At 68.6% G+C, this 16,794-nt stretch carries 12 protein-coding genes; 4 read left to right on the top strand and 8 right to left on the bottom strand.

The window, feature by feature from the left end; genetic code table 11:
* The first annotated feature begins 60 nt into the window (after nucleotides 1-60).
* From LPH33_RS15265 to LPH33_RS15255, 3 genes are all read left to right on the top strand, one after another.
* Nucleotides 61-1,611, top strand: a complete 1,551-nt coding sequence (locus LPH33_RS15265) for an alpha/beta hydrolase (protein WP_088897258.1) — start codon at nucleotides 61-63, stop codon at nucleotides 1,609-1,611.
* A gap of 85 nt (nucleotides 1,612-1,696) precedes the next feature.
* The gene (locus LPH33_RS15260) at nucleotides 1,697-3,034 is read left to right on the top strand and encodes a glutamine synthetase family protein (protein WP_016690827.1); all 1,338 of its coding nucleotides are present in this window, start codon (nucleotides 1,697-1,699) and stop codon (nucleotides 3,032-3,034) included.
* Between the two features lie 14 nt (nucleotides 3,035-3,048).
* Complete coding sequence (locus tag LPH33_RS15255; protein ID WP_229565060.1) at nucleotides 3,049-6,060, top strand: bifunctional [glutamine synthetase] adenylyltransferase/[glutamine synthetase]-adenylyl-L-tyrosine phosphorylase; 3,012 nt, start codon at nucleotides 3,049-3,051, stop codon at nucleotides 6,058-6,060.
* A 7-nt stretch (nucleotides 6,061-6,067) separates the two neighbouring features.
* On the opposite strand, the gene LPH33_RS15250 is transcribed toward LPH33_RS15255, so the two are convergent.
* The 4 genes from LPH33_RS15250 to glnA form a co-directional block, all read right to left on the bottom strand.
* A complete protein-coding gene (locus tag LPH33_RS15250) occupies nucleotides 6,068-6,403 on the bottom strand; it encodes a hypothetical protein (protein WP_229565059.1) in 336 nt (111 codons plus the stop codon).
* A gap of 245 nt (nucleotides 6,404-6,648) precedes the next feature.
* Entirely contained in the window at nucleotides 6,649-8,832 is a 2,184-nt protein-coding gene (katG, locus tag LPH33_RS15245; RefSeq protein WP_229565058.1) for a catalase/peroxidase HPI, read from the bottom strand.
* Between the two features lie 37 nt (nucleotides 8,833-8,869).
* Nucleotides 8,870-9,310, bottom strand: coding sequence for a Fur family transcriptional regulator (locus LPH33_RS15240; RefSeq protein ID WP_229565057.1), 441 nt, complete (start codon nucleotides 9,308-9,310; stop codon nucleotides 8,870-8,872).
* Nucleotides 9,311-9,535: 225 nt separating this feature from the next.
* Nucleotides 9,536-10,972, bottom strand: a complete 1,437-nt coding sequence (glnA, locus tag LPH33_RS15235; RefSeq protein ID WP_060652766.1) for a type I glutamate--ammonia ligase — start codon at nucleotides 10,970-10,972, stop codon at nucleotides 9,536-9,538.
* Nucleotides 10,973-11,182: 210 nt separating this feature from the next.
* Here glnA and LPH33_RS15230 point away from each other — a divergent pair, with 210 nt between their 5' ends.
* The gene (locus LPH33_RS15230; RefSeq protein WP_229565056.1) at nucleotides 11,183-11,659 is read left to right on the top strand and encodes an RDD family protein; all 477 of its coding nucleotides are present in this window, start codon (nucleotides 11,183-11,185) and stop codon (nucleotides 11,657-11,659) included.
* A gap of 78 nt (nucleotides 11,660-11,737) precedes the next feature.
* Here the strand turns inward: LPH33_RS15230 and LPH33_RS15225 are convergent, their stop codons facing one another.
* The 4 genes from LPH33_RS15225 to sucB form a co-directional block, all read right to left on the bottom strand.
* Entirely contained in the window at nucleotides 11,738-12,478 is a 741-nt protein-coding gene (locus tag LPH33_RS15225) for a DUF4191 domain-containing protein (RefSeq protein ID WP_229565055.1), read from the bottom strand.
* Between the two features lie 83 nt (nucleotides 12,479-12,561).
* The gene (gene lipA / locus LPH33_RS15220) at nucleotides 12,562-13,572 is read right to left on the bottom strand and encodes a lipoyl synthase (RefSeq protein ID WP_026061742.1); all 1,011 of its coding nucleotides are present in this window, start codon (nucleotides 13,570-13,572) and stop codon (nucleotides 12,562-12,564) included.
* 54 nt (nucleotides 13,573-13,626) lie between these two features.
* The gene (lipB, locus tag LPH33_RS15215; protein WP_016694975.1) at nucleotides 13,627-14,406 is read right to left on the bottom strand and encodes a lipoyl(octanoyl) transferase LipB; all 780 of its coding nucleotides are present in this window, start codon (nucleotides 14,404-14,406) and stop codon (nucleotides 13,627-13,629) included.
* Nucleotides 14,407-14,533: 127 nt separating this feature from the next.
* Nucleotides 14,534-16,648 carry a 2-oxoglutarate dehydrogenase, E2 component, dihydrolipoamide succinyltransferase gene (gene sucB, locus LPH33_RS15210; RefSeq protein WP_088897260.1) on the bottom strand — a complete coding sequence of 705 codons (2,115 nt, stop codon included), beginning with the start codon at nucleotides 16,646-16,648 and terminating at the stop codon, nucleotides 14,534-14,536.
* Nucleotides 16,649-16,794: the final 146 nt, after the last annotated feature.

The raw sequence follows: 16,794 nt of genomic DNA, 5'->3' as shown, positions 1-16,794 counted from the left end.
TTCGGGAGGGAGTGCAGGTCGTGCCGCTGCAGGCAGGCCGGAGCGTGGCACGATCGGATCGTGCCCCACCCTGCTCGCGCGCGCATCCGTCGTCTGTCCGTCCTGGCGTTCGTGGCCGCTGCCGCGGCGACCGCGTGCGGTGACACCGCGCAGGAGGAGCGGCAACCGTCGGCGGTCGGAGTGGTTCCGGGACTCGAGCGGTTCTACGAGCAGGACGTCGACTGGGAGTCGTGCAGCTCGTACGGCGCCGACGGGCCGATGATGGTGCGTCAGGGTGTCGAGTGCGCACGCATCGAGGTTCCCCTCGACTACGAGGACCCGAACGGTGAGGTGATCACCCTCGCGGTGTCGCGACTGCCCGCCGGTGGCGACCGGATCGGTTCCCTGCTCGTCAACCCCGGCGGCCCGGGCGCCTCGGGACTGTCCACCGCGCTCGCGGCCGACGGCACCGTCCTCGCCGACCGCTTCGACGTGGTCGGCTTCGACCCCCGCGGTGTCGGCTCGTCCGAACCGGCGGTCCGCTGTCTCACCGACGCCGAGTTCGACGCCGACCGCGCTGTGGACGACGGGGACACGAGCCCCGAGGGCATCGCCGCGACGGAGAAGCGCAATCGCGAGTACGCGGAGTTGTGCGCCGAACGCAACGGCACCGATCTGCTCGCGCACCTGGGCACCCGGGAGGTCGTGCAGGACATGGACGTCCTCCGCGGCGTCCTCGGGGACGACGCGCTGACCTATCTCGGCTACTCCTACGGAACCCGCCTCGGCACCCTCTACGCCGAGGCATTCCCGGGCCGGGTGCGGGCGATGGTGCTCGACGGCGCGATCGATCCGGAACAGGACCCGGTCGAGGAGATCGTGTTGCAGGCCGAGGGCTTCCAGAAGGCCTTCGACGAATTCGCGGCGTACTGCGCGCAGTACGCCGGGTGCCCGCTCGGCACCGATCCGGCCCGGGCCGCCGAGCGGTTTCGCAGCCTCGTCGACCCGCTGCTCGACGCTCCGGCACCCACCACCGACCCTCGCGGACTGAGCCACCGCGACGCCATCACCGGTGTGCAGCAGGGCCTGTACTCGCCGACCCTGTGGGGTTCGCTGCGCGGCGGGCTGGAGTCGCTCGCGACCACCGGCACGGGCGACACCCTGCTGCGACTCGCCGACCTCTACGAGGGCCGCGCCGAGGACGGCACCTACAGCAACATCACCGACGCCTTCAACGCCGTCCGGTGCGTCGACGACCCGCCGGTGACCGACCGGGCCCTGGCCGGCGAACTCGACATGCGGTTCCGCGCGGCTGCCCCCTTCCTCGACGACGGCCGCGGCACCGGATCGGCGGCCCTGGACGTGTGTGCCTTCTGGCCCGTTCCGGCGACGGGGGAGCCGCACACCCCCGACGTCCGCGATCTGCCGCCCGTGCTCGTGGTCTCGACAACCGGCGATCCGGCGACGCCCTACGGCGCAGGAGTCGAACTCGCCGCCAGGCTCGGCGGTGTCCTGGTGACCTTCGAGGGAACTCAGCACACCGTCGCCCTGGACGGCAACGCGTGCGTCGACACCGCCGTGACCAGCTATCTTGTGGATTCGACGGTGCCGGAAAGTGATCCTCACTGCTGAGCGTCGACGGGCGTGAGCGACACGCCATCCGCAAGTGTCACCTGATGTAACACGGAATTAACGGATTGTGCCTAGTCTCGCGAGTATGGATCGCCAGAAGGAGTTCGTGCTCCGCACCCTCGAAGAGCGCGACATTCGGTTCGTGCGCCTGTGGTTCACCGACGTCGTCGGCACCCTCAAGTCGGTGGCGATCGCGCCGGCCGAACTCGAAGGCGCCTTCGAGGAGGGCATCGGATTCGACGGCTCGGCCATCGAAGGCTTCTCCCGGATCTCCGAAGCCGACATGGTCGCGCGTCCCGACGCCACCACTTTCCAGGTGCTGCCCTGGGTCGACGATCGGGGTCACCAGTACTCGGCCCGGATGTTCTGCGACATCACCATGCCCGGCGGCACCCCCAGCTGGGCCGACCCCCGCCACGTGCTGCGCCGCCAGCTCAACAAGGCCTCCGATCTCGGCTTCAGCTGCTACGTGCACCCCGAGATCGAGTTCTTCCTCGTCGAGGACGGCCCCGAGGGCGGCGCCCCCGTCCCGGCCGACATCGGCGGCTACTTCGACCAGTCCGTGCACCGCTCGGCCCCGCACTTCCGGCGTCACGCCATCGACGCTCTCGAGTCCATGGGCATCTCGGTGGAGTTCAGCCACCACGAGACCGCGCCCGGCCAGCAGGAGATCGACCTGCGCTACGCCGACGCGCTGTCCATGGCCGACAACGTCATGACCTTCCGCTACGTGGTCAAGGAGATCGCGATGCAGGAGGGCGTGCGGGCCACCTTCATGCCCAAGCCCTTCCGCGACCACGCCGGCTCCGCGATGCACACCCACATGTCGCTGTTCGAGGGCGAGACCAACGCCTTCCACGACCCCGACGACCCGCTGCAGCTCTCGGCGACCGGCAAGGCGTTCATCGCCGGTGTCCTCGAGCACTCCAACGAGATCAGCGCCGTCACCAACCAGTGGGTCAACTCCTACAAGCGTCTCGTGCACGGGGGAGAGGCACCCACGGCCGCGTGCTGGGGCCCGTCGAACCGGTCCGCGCTCGTGCGCGTCCCGATGTACACGCCGAACAAGGCATCGTCGCGTCGCGTGGAGATCCGCACCCCCGACTCGGCGTGCAACCCCTACCTGACCTTCGCAGTACTGCTCGCGGCAGGTCTGCGCGGCATCGAGAAGGGCTACGAGCTCGCCCCCGAAGCAGAGGACGACGTGTGGTCGCTGACCTCCGCCGAGCGTCGCGCCATGGGCTACCGCGAACTGCCTACCGATCTCGACATCGCGCTGCGCGAGATGGAGAAGTCCGAACTCGTCGCCGAAACCCTCGGTGAGCACGTCTTCGACTACTTCCTGCGCAACAAGTGGCGGGAGTGGGAGAACTACCGCAGCCAGGTCACCCCCTTCGAACTCGAGCAGTACCTGGGGTTGTAAGCGACGATGGAAGCGTGGTGAGACCGCCCAGCGCGCGTTCGGTAGTTCCCGGCCCCGGTCGGCTCGGCCTCGTCGAGCCGACCGCCCCCGCCGAGCTCGCTCGACTCGGATGGAACGACGCCGACAGCGTCGAACTGCTGTGGGCGCTGTCCCGTGCCCCCAACGCCGACCTGGCCCTGCGCACCCTCGCGCGCCTGGCCGACGCGCTCGGTGACGACTGGGCCGAACTCGACTCGGCGCTGCGCTCCGACACGCGCCTGCGCGGCCGGTTGTTCGGGCTGTTCGGGGCGTCGTCGGCGCTCGGCGACCACATCGTCGCCAACCCGGATCGCTGGAAGATGCTCGCGGGCAGCGCGGCGCTGCCCGACAAGCACACCTTCACGGCGCGGATGCTCGACAGCGTCGACGCCGAACCCGAGCCCGACGGACGTCCCGGCCGGCTGATCCACCGGGCCGGGCTCATCGGCCCGCACGCGGTCGCGGCGCTGCGCACCACCTACCGCGACCAACTGATGCTGATCGCCGCCGCCGATCTCGCGGCGGTCGTCGAGAACGAACCGGTGCTGCCCTATCTCGAGGTCGGGGCGTTGCTCGCCGACCTCGCCGACGCGGCGCTGACCGCGGCCCTCGCGGTGGCCGTGTCCACGGTGATCCCGGAGGGTCCGTGCCCGATCGACCTCGCCGTCATCGCGATGGGCAAGTGCGGTGCGCGCGAGCTGAACTACGTCAGCGACGTCGACGTCGTCTTCGTCGCCGAACCCGCCGATGCCCGTGCGAGCCGGATCGCCGGGGAGATGATGCGTATCGGGACGTCGGCCTTCTTCGAGGTCGATGCCGCGCTGCGGCCGGAGGGCAAGCGCGGTGAGCTCGTCCGCACCCTCGAATCCCACGTCGCCTACTACAACCGGTGGGCGAAGACCTGGGAGTTCCAGGCGCTGCTCAAGGCACGGCCGATGACCGGGAATCTCGACCTCGGCCGCCGGTACATCGACGCCCTGAGCCCGATGGTGTGGACCGCCTCCGAACGTGAGGACTTCGTGCCCGACGTGCAGGCGATGCGCCGCCGGGTCGAGGAAATGGTGCCCCCAGAACTACGCGAACGCGAACTCAAGCTCGGACGCGGCAGCCTCCGCGACGTCGAGTTCGCCGTGCAATTGCTCCAACTCGTGCACGGCCGCGTCGACGAATCGTTGCGCGTGCCCAACACCGTCGAAGCGCTGGGCGCACTCGCCGACGGGGGTTATGTCGGGCGCGACGACGCCGCGAACATGCGGGCGTCCTACGAGTTCCTCCGCCTGCTCGAACACCGGCTCCAGCTCCAGCGGCTCAAGCGGACCCACACCCTGCCACCGCCCGAGGACCGGGAGGCACTGCGGTGGCTCGCGCGCGCCGCGCACATGCGGCCGGACGGACGCAAGGACGCGCTCGGCGTCCTCGAATCGGAGATCAAGCGCAACTCGTCGCGGATCCGGAAACTGCACGCGCGCCTGTTCTACCGGCCGCTGCTGGACTCCGTGAGCAAGCTCGACAAGGAAGCCCTACGGCTGTCGCCCGATGCGGCCGTCCGCCAGCTCGCGGCGCTGGGCTACCGCGCTCCGCAGCATGCGATGGAACACCTGGCGGCGTTGTCCGGGGGAGCCTCCCGGAAGGCACGCATCCAGGCGTTGCTGCTCCCGCAGTTGCTCGAATATCTCGGTGAGACAACCGATCCCGACGCCGGCCTGCTCGCCTACCGACGGCTGTCCGACGCGCTCTACGACACCGTCTGGTTCCTGCGGGTGCTGCGCGACGAACCGGCCGTCGCCGAACGTCTCATGACGGTGCTCGGCTCGTCGGCCTACGTCGCCGACCTGCTGGTGAAGTCTCCCGACGTCATCCGCCTGTACGCCGACGCGTCGACCGGGCCGCGACTGCTCGAGGCGAACCCGCCCGAGGTGGCGCGCGCCCTCGTTGCATCGTCGTCGCGCTACTCCGATCCCGCTCGGGCCATCGCCGCCGCGCGCTCGCTGCGACGGGCCGAACTCGCGCGCGTCGCGAGCGCCGACATCCTCGGCATGCTCGACGTGCCGCAGGTGTGCCGGGCGCTGTCCACGGTGTGGGCGGGTGTCCTCGAAGCCGCGCTCGACGCGGTGATCCGGGCGTCGGAACAGTCCCGGGGACCGGCGCCGGCGCGTATCGCGGTGATCGGGATGGGCCGGCTCGGAGGCGGCGAACTCGGCTACGGGTCCGACGCGGACGTGCTGTTCGTGTGCGACCCGCTGCCGGACGCCGACGAGACCGATGCGGTCAAGTGGGCGACGAGCATCGCCGAGCAGGTACGGCGACTGCTCGGCGCGCCGAGCACCGACCCGCCGCTCGAGGTCGACCTGGATCTGCGCCCGGAAGGTCGCAGCGGCCCGATCGTCCGGACGTTCGCGTCCTACCGGGCCTACTACACGCAGTGGGCCGAGGTGTGGGAGGTGCAGGCGCTGCTGCGTGCGCACGCCGTCGCGGGCGACCGTGAACTCGGCACCCGCTTCCTGCACATGATCGACGAGGTGCGCTATCCCGAGGGCGGGGTCTCCCCGGAGGCCGTCCGCGAGATCCGGCGCATCAAGGCACGCGTGGACTCCGAGCGGCTGCCGCGCGGGGCCGACCCGGCCACCCACACCAAACTCGGACGAGGCGGCCTCGCCGACATCGAATGGACCGTGCAGCTGCTGCAACTCCAGCACGCCTACCGGCTCCCGGCGCTCCGCACGACCTCGACGCTCGAGGCGCTCGACGGCATCGGTGCCGCCGAACTGCTCAGCGCGACCGACGTCGAACTCCTGCGCACGGCATGGATCACTGCGACGGATGCGCGGAACTGTCTCGTGCTCGTCCGCGGCAAACCGACCGACCAGCTCCCGGGGCCGGGGCGGCTGCTCGAAGCCGTTGCCCGCGTGACGGGTTGGAGTGGTGAGGACGCGTCGGAGTTCCTCGACCACTACCTGCGAGTCACGCGTCGTGCGCGGGCGGTCGTCGAGCGGGTGTTCTGGGACTGACGGACGGTCAGTCGCAGAGGACGACGAGTGCGAGTCCTCGCCAGACCTCGACCTCGGTCTTGTCCCACTCCTCGTCCTCGTGGTCCCAGTCGTACTCGACCTCGACGTCGTAGCCGCGGTCGCGTTGCTCGGTCACCCTGCAGTTCTGCATGGTGCTGCCGGACCGGTTGAGGATGATATAGGGGACTCCCGCATCGGAGAGCACCTGCTGTGCCTGCTCCTGCGACATGCCGACGACGGAGATGTCGGTCTGCGCCGCTGCGGTGCCCGCGAGTGCGACGGACAGAGGGACGGGGGACAGCATGACGGCGGCGCATGCTGCCGAAACGAGGGATCTACGCATGGTGGCCTCCTGAGGAGACGTGTCGTTCGGATACGGACCATGTCGCATCCACTCCCCCGCGAGCAGGTGTGACGAACATCACCAAAGCTGTGTCCTCACGGTACACCCGTGTGCAGTACGGCTGTCCAGTCGGTTTCGGCTCGGTCGACCTGCGCACGCCCCCTGCACACGACGGAGCCACCCGCCGAACACGACGGGTGGCTCCGGGACGGTGCGTCAGGCGCGGTCGTGGACCGCCGGCGCGGTCACTTCTTCAGATCGAAACGATCCAGGTTCATCACCTTCGTCCAGGCCGCGACGAAATCGCGGACGAACTTCGGGCCGGCATCGTCGGTCGCGTAGACCTCGGCGAGCGCCCGCAGCTGCGAGTTGTGCCCGAAGACGAGGTCGACGGCGGTCGCGGTGTACTTGACCTGATCCGAGCCCCGAGCGCGTCCTTCGTAGACGCCCTCCTGGTTCTGCGAGACCTTCCACTCGGTCCCCATGTCGAGCAGATTGACGAAGAAGTCGTTCGTCAGGGTCTGCGGGCGGTCGGTGAAGACCCCGTGCTTGCTGCCGCCGTGGTTCGCGCCGAGCGCACGCAGACCGCCGACGAGCACCGTCGTCTCGGGAGCGGTCAGCGTCAGCAGGTTGGCGCGCTCGAGGAACAGCTTCTCGGGCGGAAGCTTCTCGCCACCGCGCAGGTAGTTGCGGAAACCGTCGTGCTTCGGCTCGAGTACCTCGAACGACTCGACGTCGGTCCACTCCTGGCTCGCATCGGTGCGGCCGGGGAAGAACGGAACCGTGATGTCGTGTCCCGCATCCTTGGCGGCCTTCTCCACCGCGGCGTTACCGGCGAGGACGATCAGATCCGCCAGGGAGACCTTCTTGTTGCCGGCGGAGCCGTTGAAGTCCTGCTGGATACCCTCGAGGATCTGCAGCACCTGTGCGAGTTGCTCGGGTTCGTTGGCCTCCCAGTTCTTCTGCGGTTCGAGCCGCACGCGCGCGCCGTTCGCGCCGCCGCGCTTGTCGGTGCCGCGGAAGCTCGCGGCCGACGCCCACGCGGCGGCGATGAGCTGCGGGATCGTCGCTCCCGAGTCGAGGACCTTCGCCTCGAGCGAGGCGATGTCGCTCTCGTCGATCAGCTCGTGGTCGACGTCCGGCACCGGGTCCTGCCAGATCTGCGGTTCCGGGATCCACGGTCCGCGGTACCGCGAGAGCGGACCCATGTCGCGGTGCAGCAGCTTGAACCACGCCTTGGCGAACTCCTGCTCGAGTTCCTCGGGATGGTCGAGCCAGCGCCGGGTGATCTCGCCGTAGACGGGGTCGTAGCGCAGCGCGAGGTCGCTGGTGAGCATGCCCGGCGCGTGCTTCTTCGTCGGGTCGTGGGCGTCGGGTACGGTGTCCGCGCCGGCACCGCCCTTCGGCGTCCACTGCCACGCACCTGCGGGGCTCTTGGTCTTCTCCCACTCGTAGGCGTACAGCGTCTCGAGGAAGGTGTTGTCCCACTTGGTCGGAGTGGGCGTCCAGGTGACCTCGAGACCGCTGGTGATCGTGTCGCCGCCGGCACCGGTGCCGTGCGAGTTCTTCCAGCCGAGACCCTGCTGTTCGAGCGGGGCACCCTCGGGTTCGGGACCGAGATTGTCGGCGGGAGCGGCACCGTGCGTCTTGCCGACGGTGTGACCGCCGACGATGAGCGCAGCCGTCTCGACGTCGTTCATCGCCATCCGGGCGAACGTCTCGCGGATGTCGCGTCCGGACGCGAGGATCTCCGGGTTGCCGTTGGGGCCTTCGGGATTGACGTAGATCAGACCCATCTGGACGGCGCCCAGCGGGCCCTGGAGTTCGCGCTCGCCAGCGTAGCGTTCGTCGCCGAGCCAGGTGTCCTCCGGGCCCCAGAAGACCTCGTCGGGCTCCCAGATGTCCTCGCGGCCGAACGCGAAGCCGAACGTCTTGAAACCCATCGACTCGTAGGCGCAGTTGCCGGCGAAGACCAGCAGGTCGGCCCAGGAGAGCTTGCGGCCGTACTTCTGCTTGATCGGCCACAGGAGGCGACGCGCCTTGTCGAGGCTGACGTTGTCGGGCCAGCTGTTGAGCGGCGCGAACCGCTGCGCGCCCTTGCCGCCGCCACCGCGACCGTCGGCGATGCGGTAGGTGCCGGCCGAGTGCCAGCTCATGCGAATGAACAGGCCCCCGTAGTGACCGAAGTCGGCCGGCCACCAGTCCTGGGAATCCGTCATCAGGTCGATCAGGTCCTGACGGAGCGCCTCGACGTCGAGGGATTCGACTTCCTTCGAGTAGTCGAAGTCGGTTTCCATCGGATTGGACAGCGGTGAATGCTGGTGCAGGACCGTCAGATCCAGCTGGTCCGGCCACCAGTCCTGATTGGTCCTCGGCCGGTGCGGTGACGGCTCGGGGGAGGGGACTGCCGGGTTTTCGCTTTCGGACACTGCGGTTTCCTTCCGGATCAGGGTCGATCGGACCGATTCAGGGCTGTTGTCGTGGATCGTCTGTCGAACAGTCGCGGCACAGGCCCCAGAAGACGACGTCCGCCTCGTCGACGTCGAAACCTGCGTCGTCCACCGGTGACAGGCAACGCGAGTCGCCGATGGTGTGGTCGACATCCGAGATCGCGGCGCAGGACCGGCAGACGAGATGGTGATGGCTGTCGCCGACGCGCACCTCGTACCGCGCGTGGAAACCTGCGGGCTGGATTCGCCGGAGCAGGCCGTGTGCCGAGAGCGCGTGGAGGATGTCGTACACGGTGTGCCGGCCGATGCCGGGAACGACGGCGCCGACCGCGTCGAAGATGCGATCGGCATCGGCGTGCGGGTGCCCGTGCGCCGCATCGAGCACCGCCAGACGCTGTCGGGTCACGCGAAGACCGGCTGCGCGTAACCGCTCGGAGAAATCCCGCGTCGAGGGCACGTGCCCACTATGGACCACTTTTCTGGAACCGGTCGCGATTTCGCCGGATTCGGTGACGAACGAACGCATCTCGCGCGCCGAACCGGGGCTTTCTACTGCTGCAGCAGGGGCGAACCCCGGTTCGGCGCGCGAGGATGCCGGAGCGGAAGGGGCGCAGACAAAGCGAGAGGCCGCCCGTCCCGGAAGGGACGGACGGCCTCTCGAAGAGTGCTTACCGGACTCGACTCAGCAGTCGAAGTACAGCTGGAACTCGTAGGGGTGCGGACGCAGGTTGACCGGAGCGATCTCCTGCTCGCGCTTGAGCGAGATCCAGGTCTCGATGAGGTCGGTGGTGAAGACGCCGCCCTCGGTGAGGTACTCGTGGTCGCGCTCGAGGTTGTCGATCACGGCCGACAGGCTCGTGGGGGCCTGCGGGATGTTCTTGGCCTCCTCCGGCGGGAGCTCGTAGAGGTCCTTGTCGACCGGAGCGAGCGGCTCGATCTTGTTCTTGATGCCGTCGAGGCCGGCCATCATCTGCGCCGCGAAGTTCAGGTAGGGGTTACCCGAGGAGTCGGGGGCGCGGAACTCGAGGCGCTTGGCCTTCGGGTTGTTGCCCGTGATCGGGATACGCACGGCGGCCGAACGGTTGCGCTGGCTGTACACGAGGTTGATCGGGGCCTCGTAACCCGGCACCAGGCGGTGGTACGAGTTGATCGTCGGGTTCGTGAAGGCGAGCAGCGACGGGGCGTGGTGCAGGATGCCACCGATGTACCAGCGGGCCACATCCGACAGGCCCGCGTAGCCGGCCTCGTCGTGGAACAGCGGCTTGCCGTCCTTCCACAGCGACTGGTGCACGTGCATCCCCGAGCCGTTGTCGCCGAAGAGCGGCTTCGGCATGAAGGTGACGGTCTTGCCGGCCTGCCACGCGGTGTTCTTGACGATGTACTTGAACAGCTGCAGGTCGTCGGCCGCGGCGAGCAGCGTGTTGAACTTGTAGTTGATCTCGGCCTGACCGCCGGTGCCCACCTCGTGGTGGCCGCGCTCGAGTTCGAAGCCGGCGTTGGACAGGTTGGTGGCGATCTGATCGCGCAGGTCGACGTAGTGGTCGTACGGCGCGACGGGGAAGTAGCCGCCCTTCGCCCGGACCTTGTAGCCGCGGTTGGGGGTGCCGTCGGCGTTGTACTCGGCGCCGGTGTTCCAGGAACCGGAGATCGCGTCGATCTCGTAGAAGGCACCGTTCATCTTCGAGTCGTAGGCGATCGAGTCGAAGATGTAGAACTCGGCCTCGGCGCCGAAGAAGGCGGTGTCGGCGATGCCGGTGCTGATCAGATATTCCTCGGCCTTACGCGCGACGTTGCGGGGGTCGCGGCTGTAGGACTCGCGGGTGAAGGGGTCGTGGACGAAGAAGCTGATGTTGAGCGTCTTGGCGGCACGGAACGGATCCAGACGCGCGGTCGTCACGTCGGGGAGCAGCAGCATGTCGGACTCGTGGATCGACTGGAACCCACGGACCGAGGAACCGTCGAATGCCAGACCGTCCTCGAGCACGTCCTCGTTGAAGGCCTTGGCGGGGATGGAGAAGTGCTGCTCGATGCCGGGCAGGTCGGTGAAGCGGACGTCGACGTATTCGACGTTCTCTTCCGCGATGAACTTGAAGACCTCTTCGGCCGTGGTGAACGCCACGCTTGTGCTCCTTCAGTCGGTGCGCGCCATGGGTGCTGGGCGCCTGCGTCGGATCAGACGTTATGGATCTGGTGTTGCCCGTCCATCAAGCCTATGTTTCGCGGGTGTTACACATGCTTTCGTCCTGCTGTGAGGTCGAAAAGGTGGTATAAGTCACCGCGGCCAACACGGGTCGACGCCGGTCCGCCCATGAGAGCTTATCCTGGTGCCATGGCACGCATGACGGGCAGTTGGCTTTCCGGGCCTGCTGCGGCGCTTCCCAAAGGTCTCCAGCAGGAGCAGGACTATCCCGGGCAGCTGCTCGGCCTCCCCGAATACGGCCCCGGCTCCATGGTGCCCACCGTCCGCCGGGTCCTCGCCCTCGCGGTCGACTGGTTCATGTCCATGGCGATCGCCGCCGGCCTCGTCGGCGGCAACCCGCTCGAGAGTCCGTTGCTGTCGTCGTACACCCTCATCATCTGGTTCGTGGTAGGCGTGGGATGCGTGAGCCTGTTCTCGTTCACCCCCGGCCAGTTCGTCGCCGGGCTGCAGGTCGTGCGGGTGGACGCCCCCGTGCGGGTCGGCATCGTGCGCGCGCTCGCACGTCAGGTGCTGCTGGTGTTCATCGCGCCGGCGCTCGTCACCGACATCGACGGTCGCGGTCTCCAGGATCGCGCCACGGGCACCGCGGTCGTGCGTTCGCGCTGACCTCCGGAAACCTCCGACTACATCGAAGGCCGCCTTCGTCCCCGGGACGAGAGGCGGCCTTCGGTGTAGTTCGGCAGATCAGCGGCGACGCATGGTGCGCTGCACGCTGCGCATCTTCGCGCCGGCGGGAAGCGGGCCCTTGGGCATGGCCGGCCCGGACTTCTTCGTGCTCAGCGCCGACAGACGACCCTCGATGGTGTCCATCCGCTTGGTGTCGATGTTGCGGGGCAGCTTGTTCAGACGCTTCTGCAGCTGGGAGAGCTGGATCTGGCCCTCCTCGTTGCCGACGACGAACTCGTAGATCGGGGTGTCGCCGACGAGACGCGCGACCCGCTTCTTCTCCTGGGCCATCAGGCCCTTCACGCGACCGGCATTGCCCTCACCGACGAGGATGATGCCGGGACGTCCGATGACGCGGTGCACGGCGTCGAGCTGGGTGGTGCCCGCGACCGCCTGGCTCACGCGCCACGCGCCCTGCAGGTTGTCGAGCGCCCACGCGGCCGCACCGGCCTGGCCGTCGGCCTTCGCATACACGCTCTTCTGCACGCGGCGCCCGAAGATGATGAAGGCCAGCAGGACGCCGACGAGGATGCCGACCGGCAGCAGGAACCACTGGATGCCGAAGATCAGGCCGACGAGGAAGAACACCACGATCGAACCGACGAGGGCACCGATCATCCACGGCAGGAGTGCCTTGTCCTCCTTGCGCTGGATCTGGAACGCCTGCCACAGCTGGGTTCGACGCTCCTTCGACGCCTGCTTGCGTGCGGCCTTCGCCGCAGCCTTCGCTTCCTTGTCGGTCTTGCTGCCCTTCGCCATGTACTCAAGGATACGGCCCCGGTGATGGCACGTTTACCACCACCGGGGCCGCCCGAGGACCTACCGCGACGCGCGGCGCGAGGTCAGTTGCCGAAGCGTGCGAGAACGGCACCGGCTTCCTGGGACGCCGTGCCCTCCTCGGCGAGATGCGCCTGGTCGGCGGGAAGTTCGCGGCCGTGGTGGGCCATCGCCTGCGCGTACAGGCGACCGGCGCGGTACGACGAACGCACCAGCGGCCCGGCCATCACACCGGCGAACCCGATCTCGCGGGCGGTCTCGGAGTGATCGACGAACTCCTGCGGCTTGACCCAGCGCTCGACCGGATGGTGGAGCGGGGAGGGCCGCAGGTACTGGGTGATCGTGATGATGTCGCAGCCGGCGTCGTGCAGGTCGTGCAGCGCTTCGGTGACCTCCTCCGGGGTCTCGCCCATGCCGAGGATGAGGTTGGACTTGGTGACCAGTCCGAAATCGCGCGCCTGCCGGATCACGTCGAGCGACCGCTCGTAGCGGAAGGCCGGACGGATGCGCTTGAAGATCCGCGGCACGGTCTCGACGTTGTGCGCGAGCACCTCGGGGCGCGACTCGAAGACCTCCTGCAGCAGGTCGGGCTTGCCGTTGAAGTCGGGGATCAGGTTCTCGACGCCGGTGCCCGGGTTGAGCGCATGGATCTGCTTCACCGTCTCGGCGTACAGCCATGCACCGCCGTCGGGCAGATCGTCGCGGGCGACGCCGGTGATCGTGGAGTAGCGCAGACCCATCGAGCGGACCGACTCGGCGACACGGCGCGGCTCGTCGCGGTCGAGCGCGGTGGGCTTACCGGTGTCGATCTGGCAGAAGTCGCAGCGACGGGTGCACTGCTCGCCACCGATGAGGAAGGTTGCCTCGCGGTCTTCCCAGCACTCGTAGATGTTGGGACAACCGGCTTCCTCGCAGACCGTGTGCAGACCTTCGCGTCGCACCAGGCCCTTGAGGTCGGTGTACTCCGGGCCCATCTTCGCCCGGGTCTTGATCCAGTTGGGTTTGCGTTCGATCGGCGTCTGCGCGTTTCGGGTCTCGATCCGCAGCAGCTTGCGTCCTTCTGGGGCCACAGTCACGCACTCGATCGTACGCCGCCGGTCCCGCCCGGACCCGGCGGGTGCGACCGCCCCTCAGAACCGGTGCGTCGTGAATTCCGGGGTGGTGGTGGGAATTCCGGACGTCCCGACCGCCTGCTCGAAGGTGACCCGCTCGATGTCGCACTCGGTCACGGGGATTCGGCCGTCGAGAGCAGCGATGACGGCCTCGGTGACGGCGGGGATCACGTCGTCGACGGTGACCTCCCGGCCGAGTTCGCCGGTGAGCGACGCGACTCCGGCGTCGCGGATGCCGCACGGGACGATCGAGTCGAACGCGTCGAGAGCCGAATTGCAGTTGAGTGCGAAGCCGTGCATGGCGACACCACGCTGCACCCGGATGCCGATCGCGGCGATCTTGCGTTCGGGGAGCCAGTGCCCGTCGCGCAACTCGGCGGGGAGCCAGACGCCGGAGCGTCCCTCGACGCGGCCGCAGGTCAGGCCCATGTCGGTACAGACGCGGATCAGACCCTGCTCGATGCGACGCACGTAGCCGACCACGTCGATCGGCTCGGCGAGCTTGACGATGGGGTAGCCGACGAGCTGTCCGGGGCCGTGCCAGGTGATCTTGCCGCCGCGGTCGACATCGATGACGGGCGTGCCGTCGGTGGGGCGGTCGCCGTCCTCGGTGCGGCGCCCGGCCGTGTAGACGGGCGGGTGTTCGAGCAACAGCAGGGTGTCGGCGCCGATGCCGTCGGCGCGCTCGTTCGCGAGTTCGCGCTGCCTCTCCCAGGCCTCGAGATAACCGATGGTTCCGAGACGTGCGACGGCGACGGGAGCCGAATCGGAACGGGCGGAAGACGAGGGATCACTCATGTTCCTGAACTCTACGCCGCACCGCAGGGGGAGGGCACCCGCTGTGGCGCGGACGCCGACGGGGGCATCACCGCAGCGGTGATGCCCCCGTCGGAGGTCGTCCGGACGGACAGTCCGGATCCGGAACCTACAGTCCCAGATCGGCCTCGAACGCGCCCTCCTCGAGACGATGCTTGATCGTCTTGAGGAAGCGGCCCGCGTCGGCACCGTCGATCAGGCGGTGATCGTAGGTCAGCGGCAGGTAGCACATCGAGCGGACGCCGATGGACTCGTTGCCGGTCTCGTCGATCACCACGACCGGACGCTTGACGATCGCGCCGGTTCCGAGCATCGCGGCCTGCGGCGGCACGAGGATCGGGGTGTCGAACAACGCGCCCTGGCTACCGATGTTGGTGATGGTGAAGGTGCCACCGGCCAGCTCGTCGGGCTTGAGACCACCCTTGCGGGCACGCTCGGCGATGTCGGCGATCGCGCGGGCGAGCTCGGCCAGCGACAGGTCGCCGGCGTTGTGGATCACCGGGGAGAGCAGGCCCTGCTCGGTGTCCACCGCGATGCCGAGGTGCTCGGCCGCGTGGTAGGTGATCTCCTTCTTGCCGTCGTCGAAGGAGGCGTTGACGTTCGGGTGCGCGCGCAGCGCCTCGACGACGGCCTTCGCGAAGAACGGCAGGAAGGTGAGGTTGACGCCCTCGCGCTCGGAGAACGTCTTCTTCGCCTGGGCCCGCAGCTGGGCGATCTTGGTGACGTCGACCTCGAAGGTCTGGGTGAGCTGCGCGGTGGTCTGCAGCGACTCGAGGGTCTTCTTCGCCGTGATCTGGCGGATGCGGTTGACCTTCTGGGTCGTTCCGCGCAGCTTGGCGAGCTCGGGACGCACACCCGGAGCCGGACCGGCCGGAGCGGCGGGCTTCTGCTGCTCGCCACCGGCGGCCTTGCCACCCTCGGCGGCAGCGAGGACGTCCTGCTTGCGGATGCGGCCACCGACACCGGTGCCCTTCACCGTCGACAGGTCGACACCGTGCTGCGAGGCGAGCTTGCGCACGAGCGGGGTGACGTACGGGGTCGCACCGCTCGGGGTGGACTCCTCCTGAGGCGCGGGCTTCGGCGTCGTCGCCGCGGTCCCGACCGGCTTCGGTGCGGGAGCCGGGGTGGCCTGCTCCACCTTCGGGGCCTGCTGCTGGGCGGCGGGCTTCTGCGCCGGAGCCTCCTGCTTGGGAGCTTCCTGCTTCGGAGCCTCCTGCTTCGGCGCGGGCTTCTCCTCGGCCGGAGCGGACTGCTGGGCCGGGGCCTCGCTGCCGATGACGGCGAGCTGTCCGCCGACCTCGACGGTCTCGTCCTCCTGCGCGGAGATCTCGGTGAGGATGCCGGCGACGGGGGATGGGATCTCGGTGTCGACCTTGTCGGTGGAGACCTCGAGGAGCGGCTCGTCCACGGCGACCTCGTCACCGACGGCCTTGAGCCACCGGGTGACGGTGCCTTCGGTGACCGACTCGCCCAGTGCCGGCATGGTGACCGGGGTGCCCTCGCCGCTACCACCCGAGGATGCGGGCTGTGCGGGCTCGGACGGCGCCGGAGCGGCCTCCTCGGACGGCTCGGTGGTGGGCTCGGTTGCCGGCGCCTCTTCGGCGGGCGCGGACTGCTCGGCGGGGGCGCCACCGCCGATGACGGCGAGCTGTCCGCCGACCTCGACGGTCTCGTCCTCCTGCGCGGAGATCTCGGTGAGGATGCCGGCGACCGGGGAGGGGATCTCGGTGTCGACCTTGTCGGTGGAGACCTCGAGGAGCGGCTCGTCCACGGCGACCTCGTCGCCGACGGCCTTGAGCCAGCGGGTGACGGTGCCTTCGGTGACCGACTCGCCCAGTGCCGGCATGGTGACCGGGGTGCCTTCGCCGCTGCCACCCGAGGATGCGGGCTGCGCGGGAGCGGACTCCGCTGCGGGCTCCTCCGCGGGAGCCTCCTCGGCCGGCGCCTCTTCGGCGGCGGGTGCGGAATCTCCGCCGGCTTCCTCACCGGCGTCACCGATCACGGCCAGTTCGCCACCGATCTCGACCGTGTCGTCCTCCTGGGCGACGATCTTGACCAGCACGCCGGCTGCAGGCGACGGGATCTCGGTGTCGACCTTGTCCGTGGAGACTTCGAGCAGGGGCTCGTCGACTTCGACCGTGTCTCCTTCCTGCTTGAGCCATCGCGTGACAGTTCCCTCGGTGACGCTCTCACCAAGCGCTGGCATCTGGACGGAGAAGGCCATGTCTGTTGACTCCTCGACGGTTGTGTTCGTGTGTGTTGAGTTGTACCGACTCGTGGTCGCCGACCATTGTGTGGTCGTTGACCATTGTGCGCGGGGCGGGAACCCCGTGCCTGCTGGTTCACGTGTTCGGTCGGGCCGATACCGGC

This window comes from Rhodococcus sp. RDE2 (assembly GCF_020885655.1).
Classification (GTDB): domain Bacteria; phylum Actinomycetota; class Actinomycetes; order Mycobacteriales; family Mycobacteriaceae; genus Rhodococcus; species Rhodococcus pyridinivorans.
This window is presented reverse-complemented; position numbering and strand designations above follow the sequence as displayed.

Coding starts and splice junctions, on each gene's coding strand:
- sucB (WP_088897260.1), bottom strand. CDS start 16,648: ATGGCCTTCTCCGTCCAGATGCCAGCGCTTGGTGAGAGCGTCACCGAG.
- LPH33_RS15260 (WP_016690827.1), top strand. CDS start 1,697: ATGGATCGCCAGAAGGAGTTCGTGCTCCGCACCCTCGAAGAGCGCGAC.
- LPH33_RS15225 (WP_229565055.1), bottom strand. CDS start 12,478: ATGGCGAAGGGCAGCAAGACCGACAAGGAAGCGAAGGCTGCGGCGAAG.
- LPH33_RS15250 (WP_229565059.1), bottom strand. CDS start 6,403: ATGCGTAGATCCCTCGTTTCGGCAGCATGCGCCGCCGTCATGCTGTCC.
- LPH33_RS15230 (WP_229565056.1), top strand. CDS start 11,183: ATGGCACGCATGACGGGCAGTTGGCTTTCCGGGCCTGCTGCGGCGCTT.
- lipB (WP_016694975.1), bottom strand. CDS start 14,406: ATGAGTGATCCCTCGTCTTCCGCCCGTTCCGATTCGGCTCCCGTCGCC.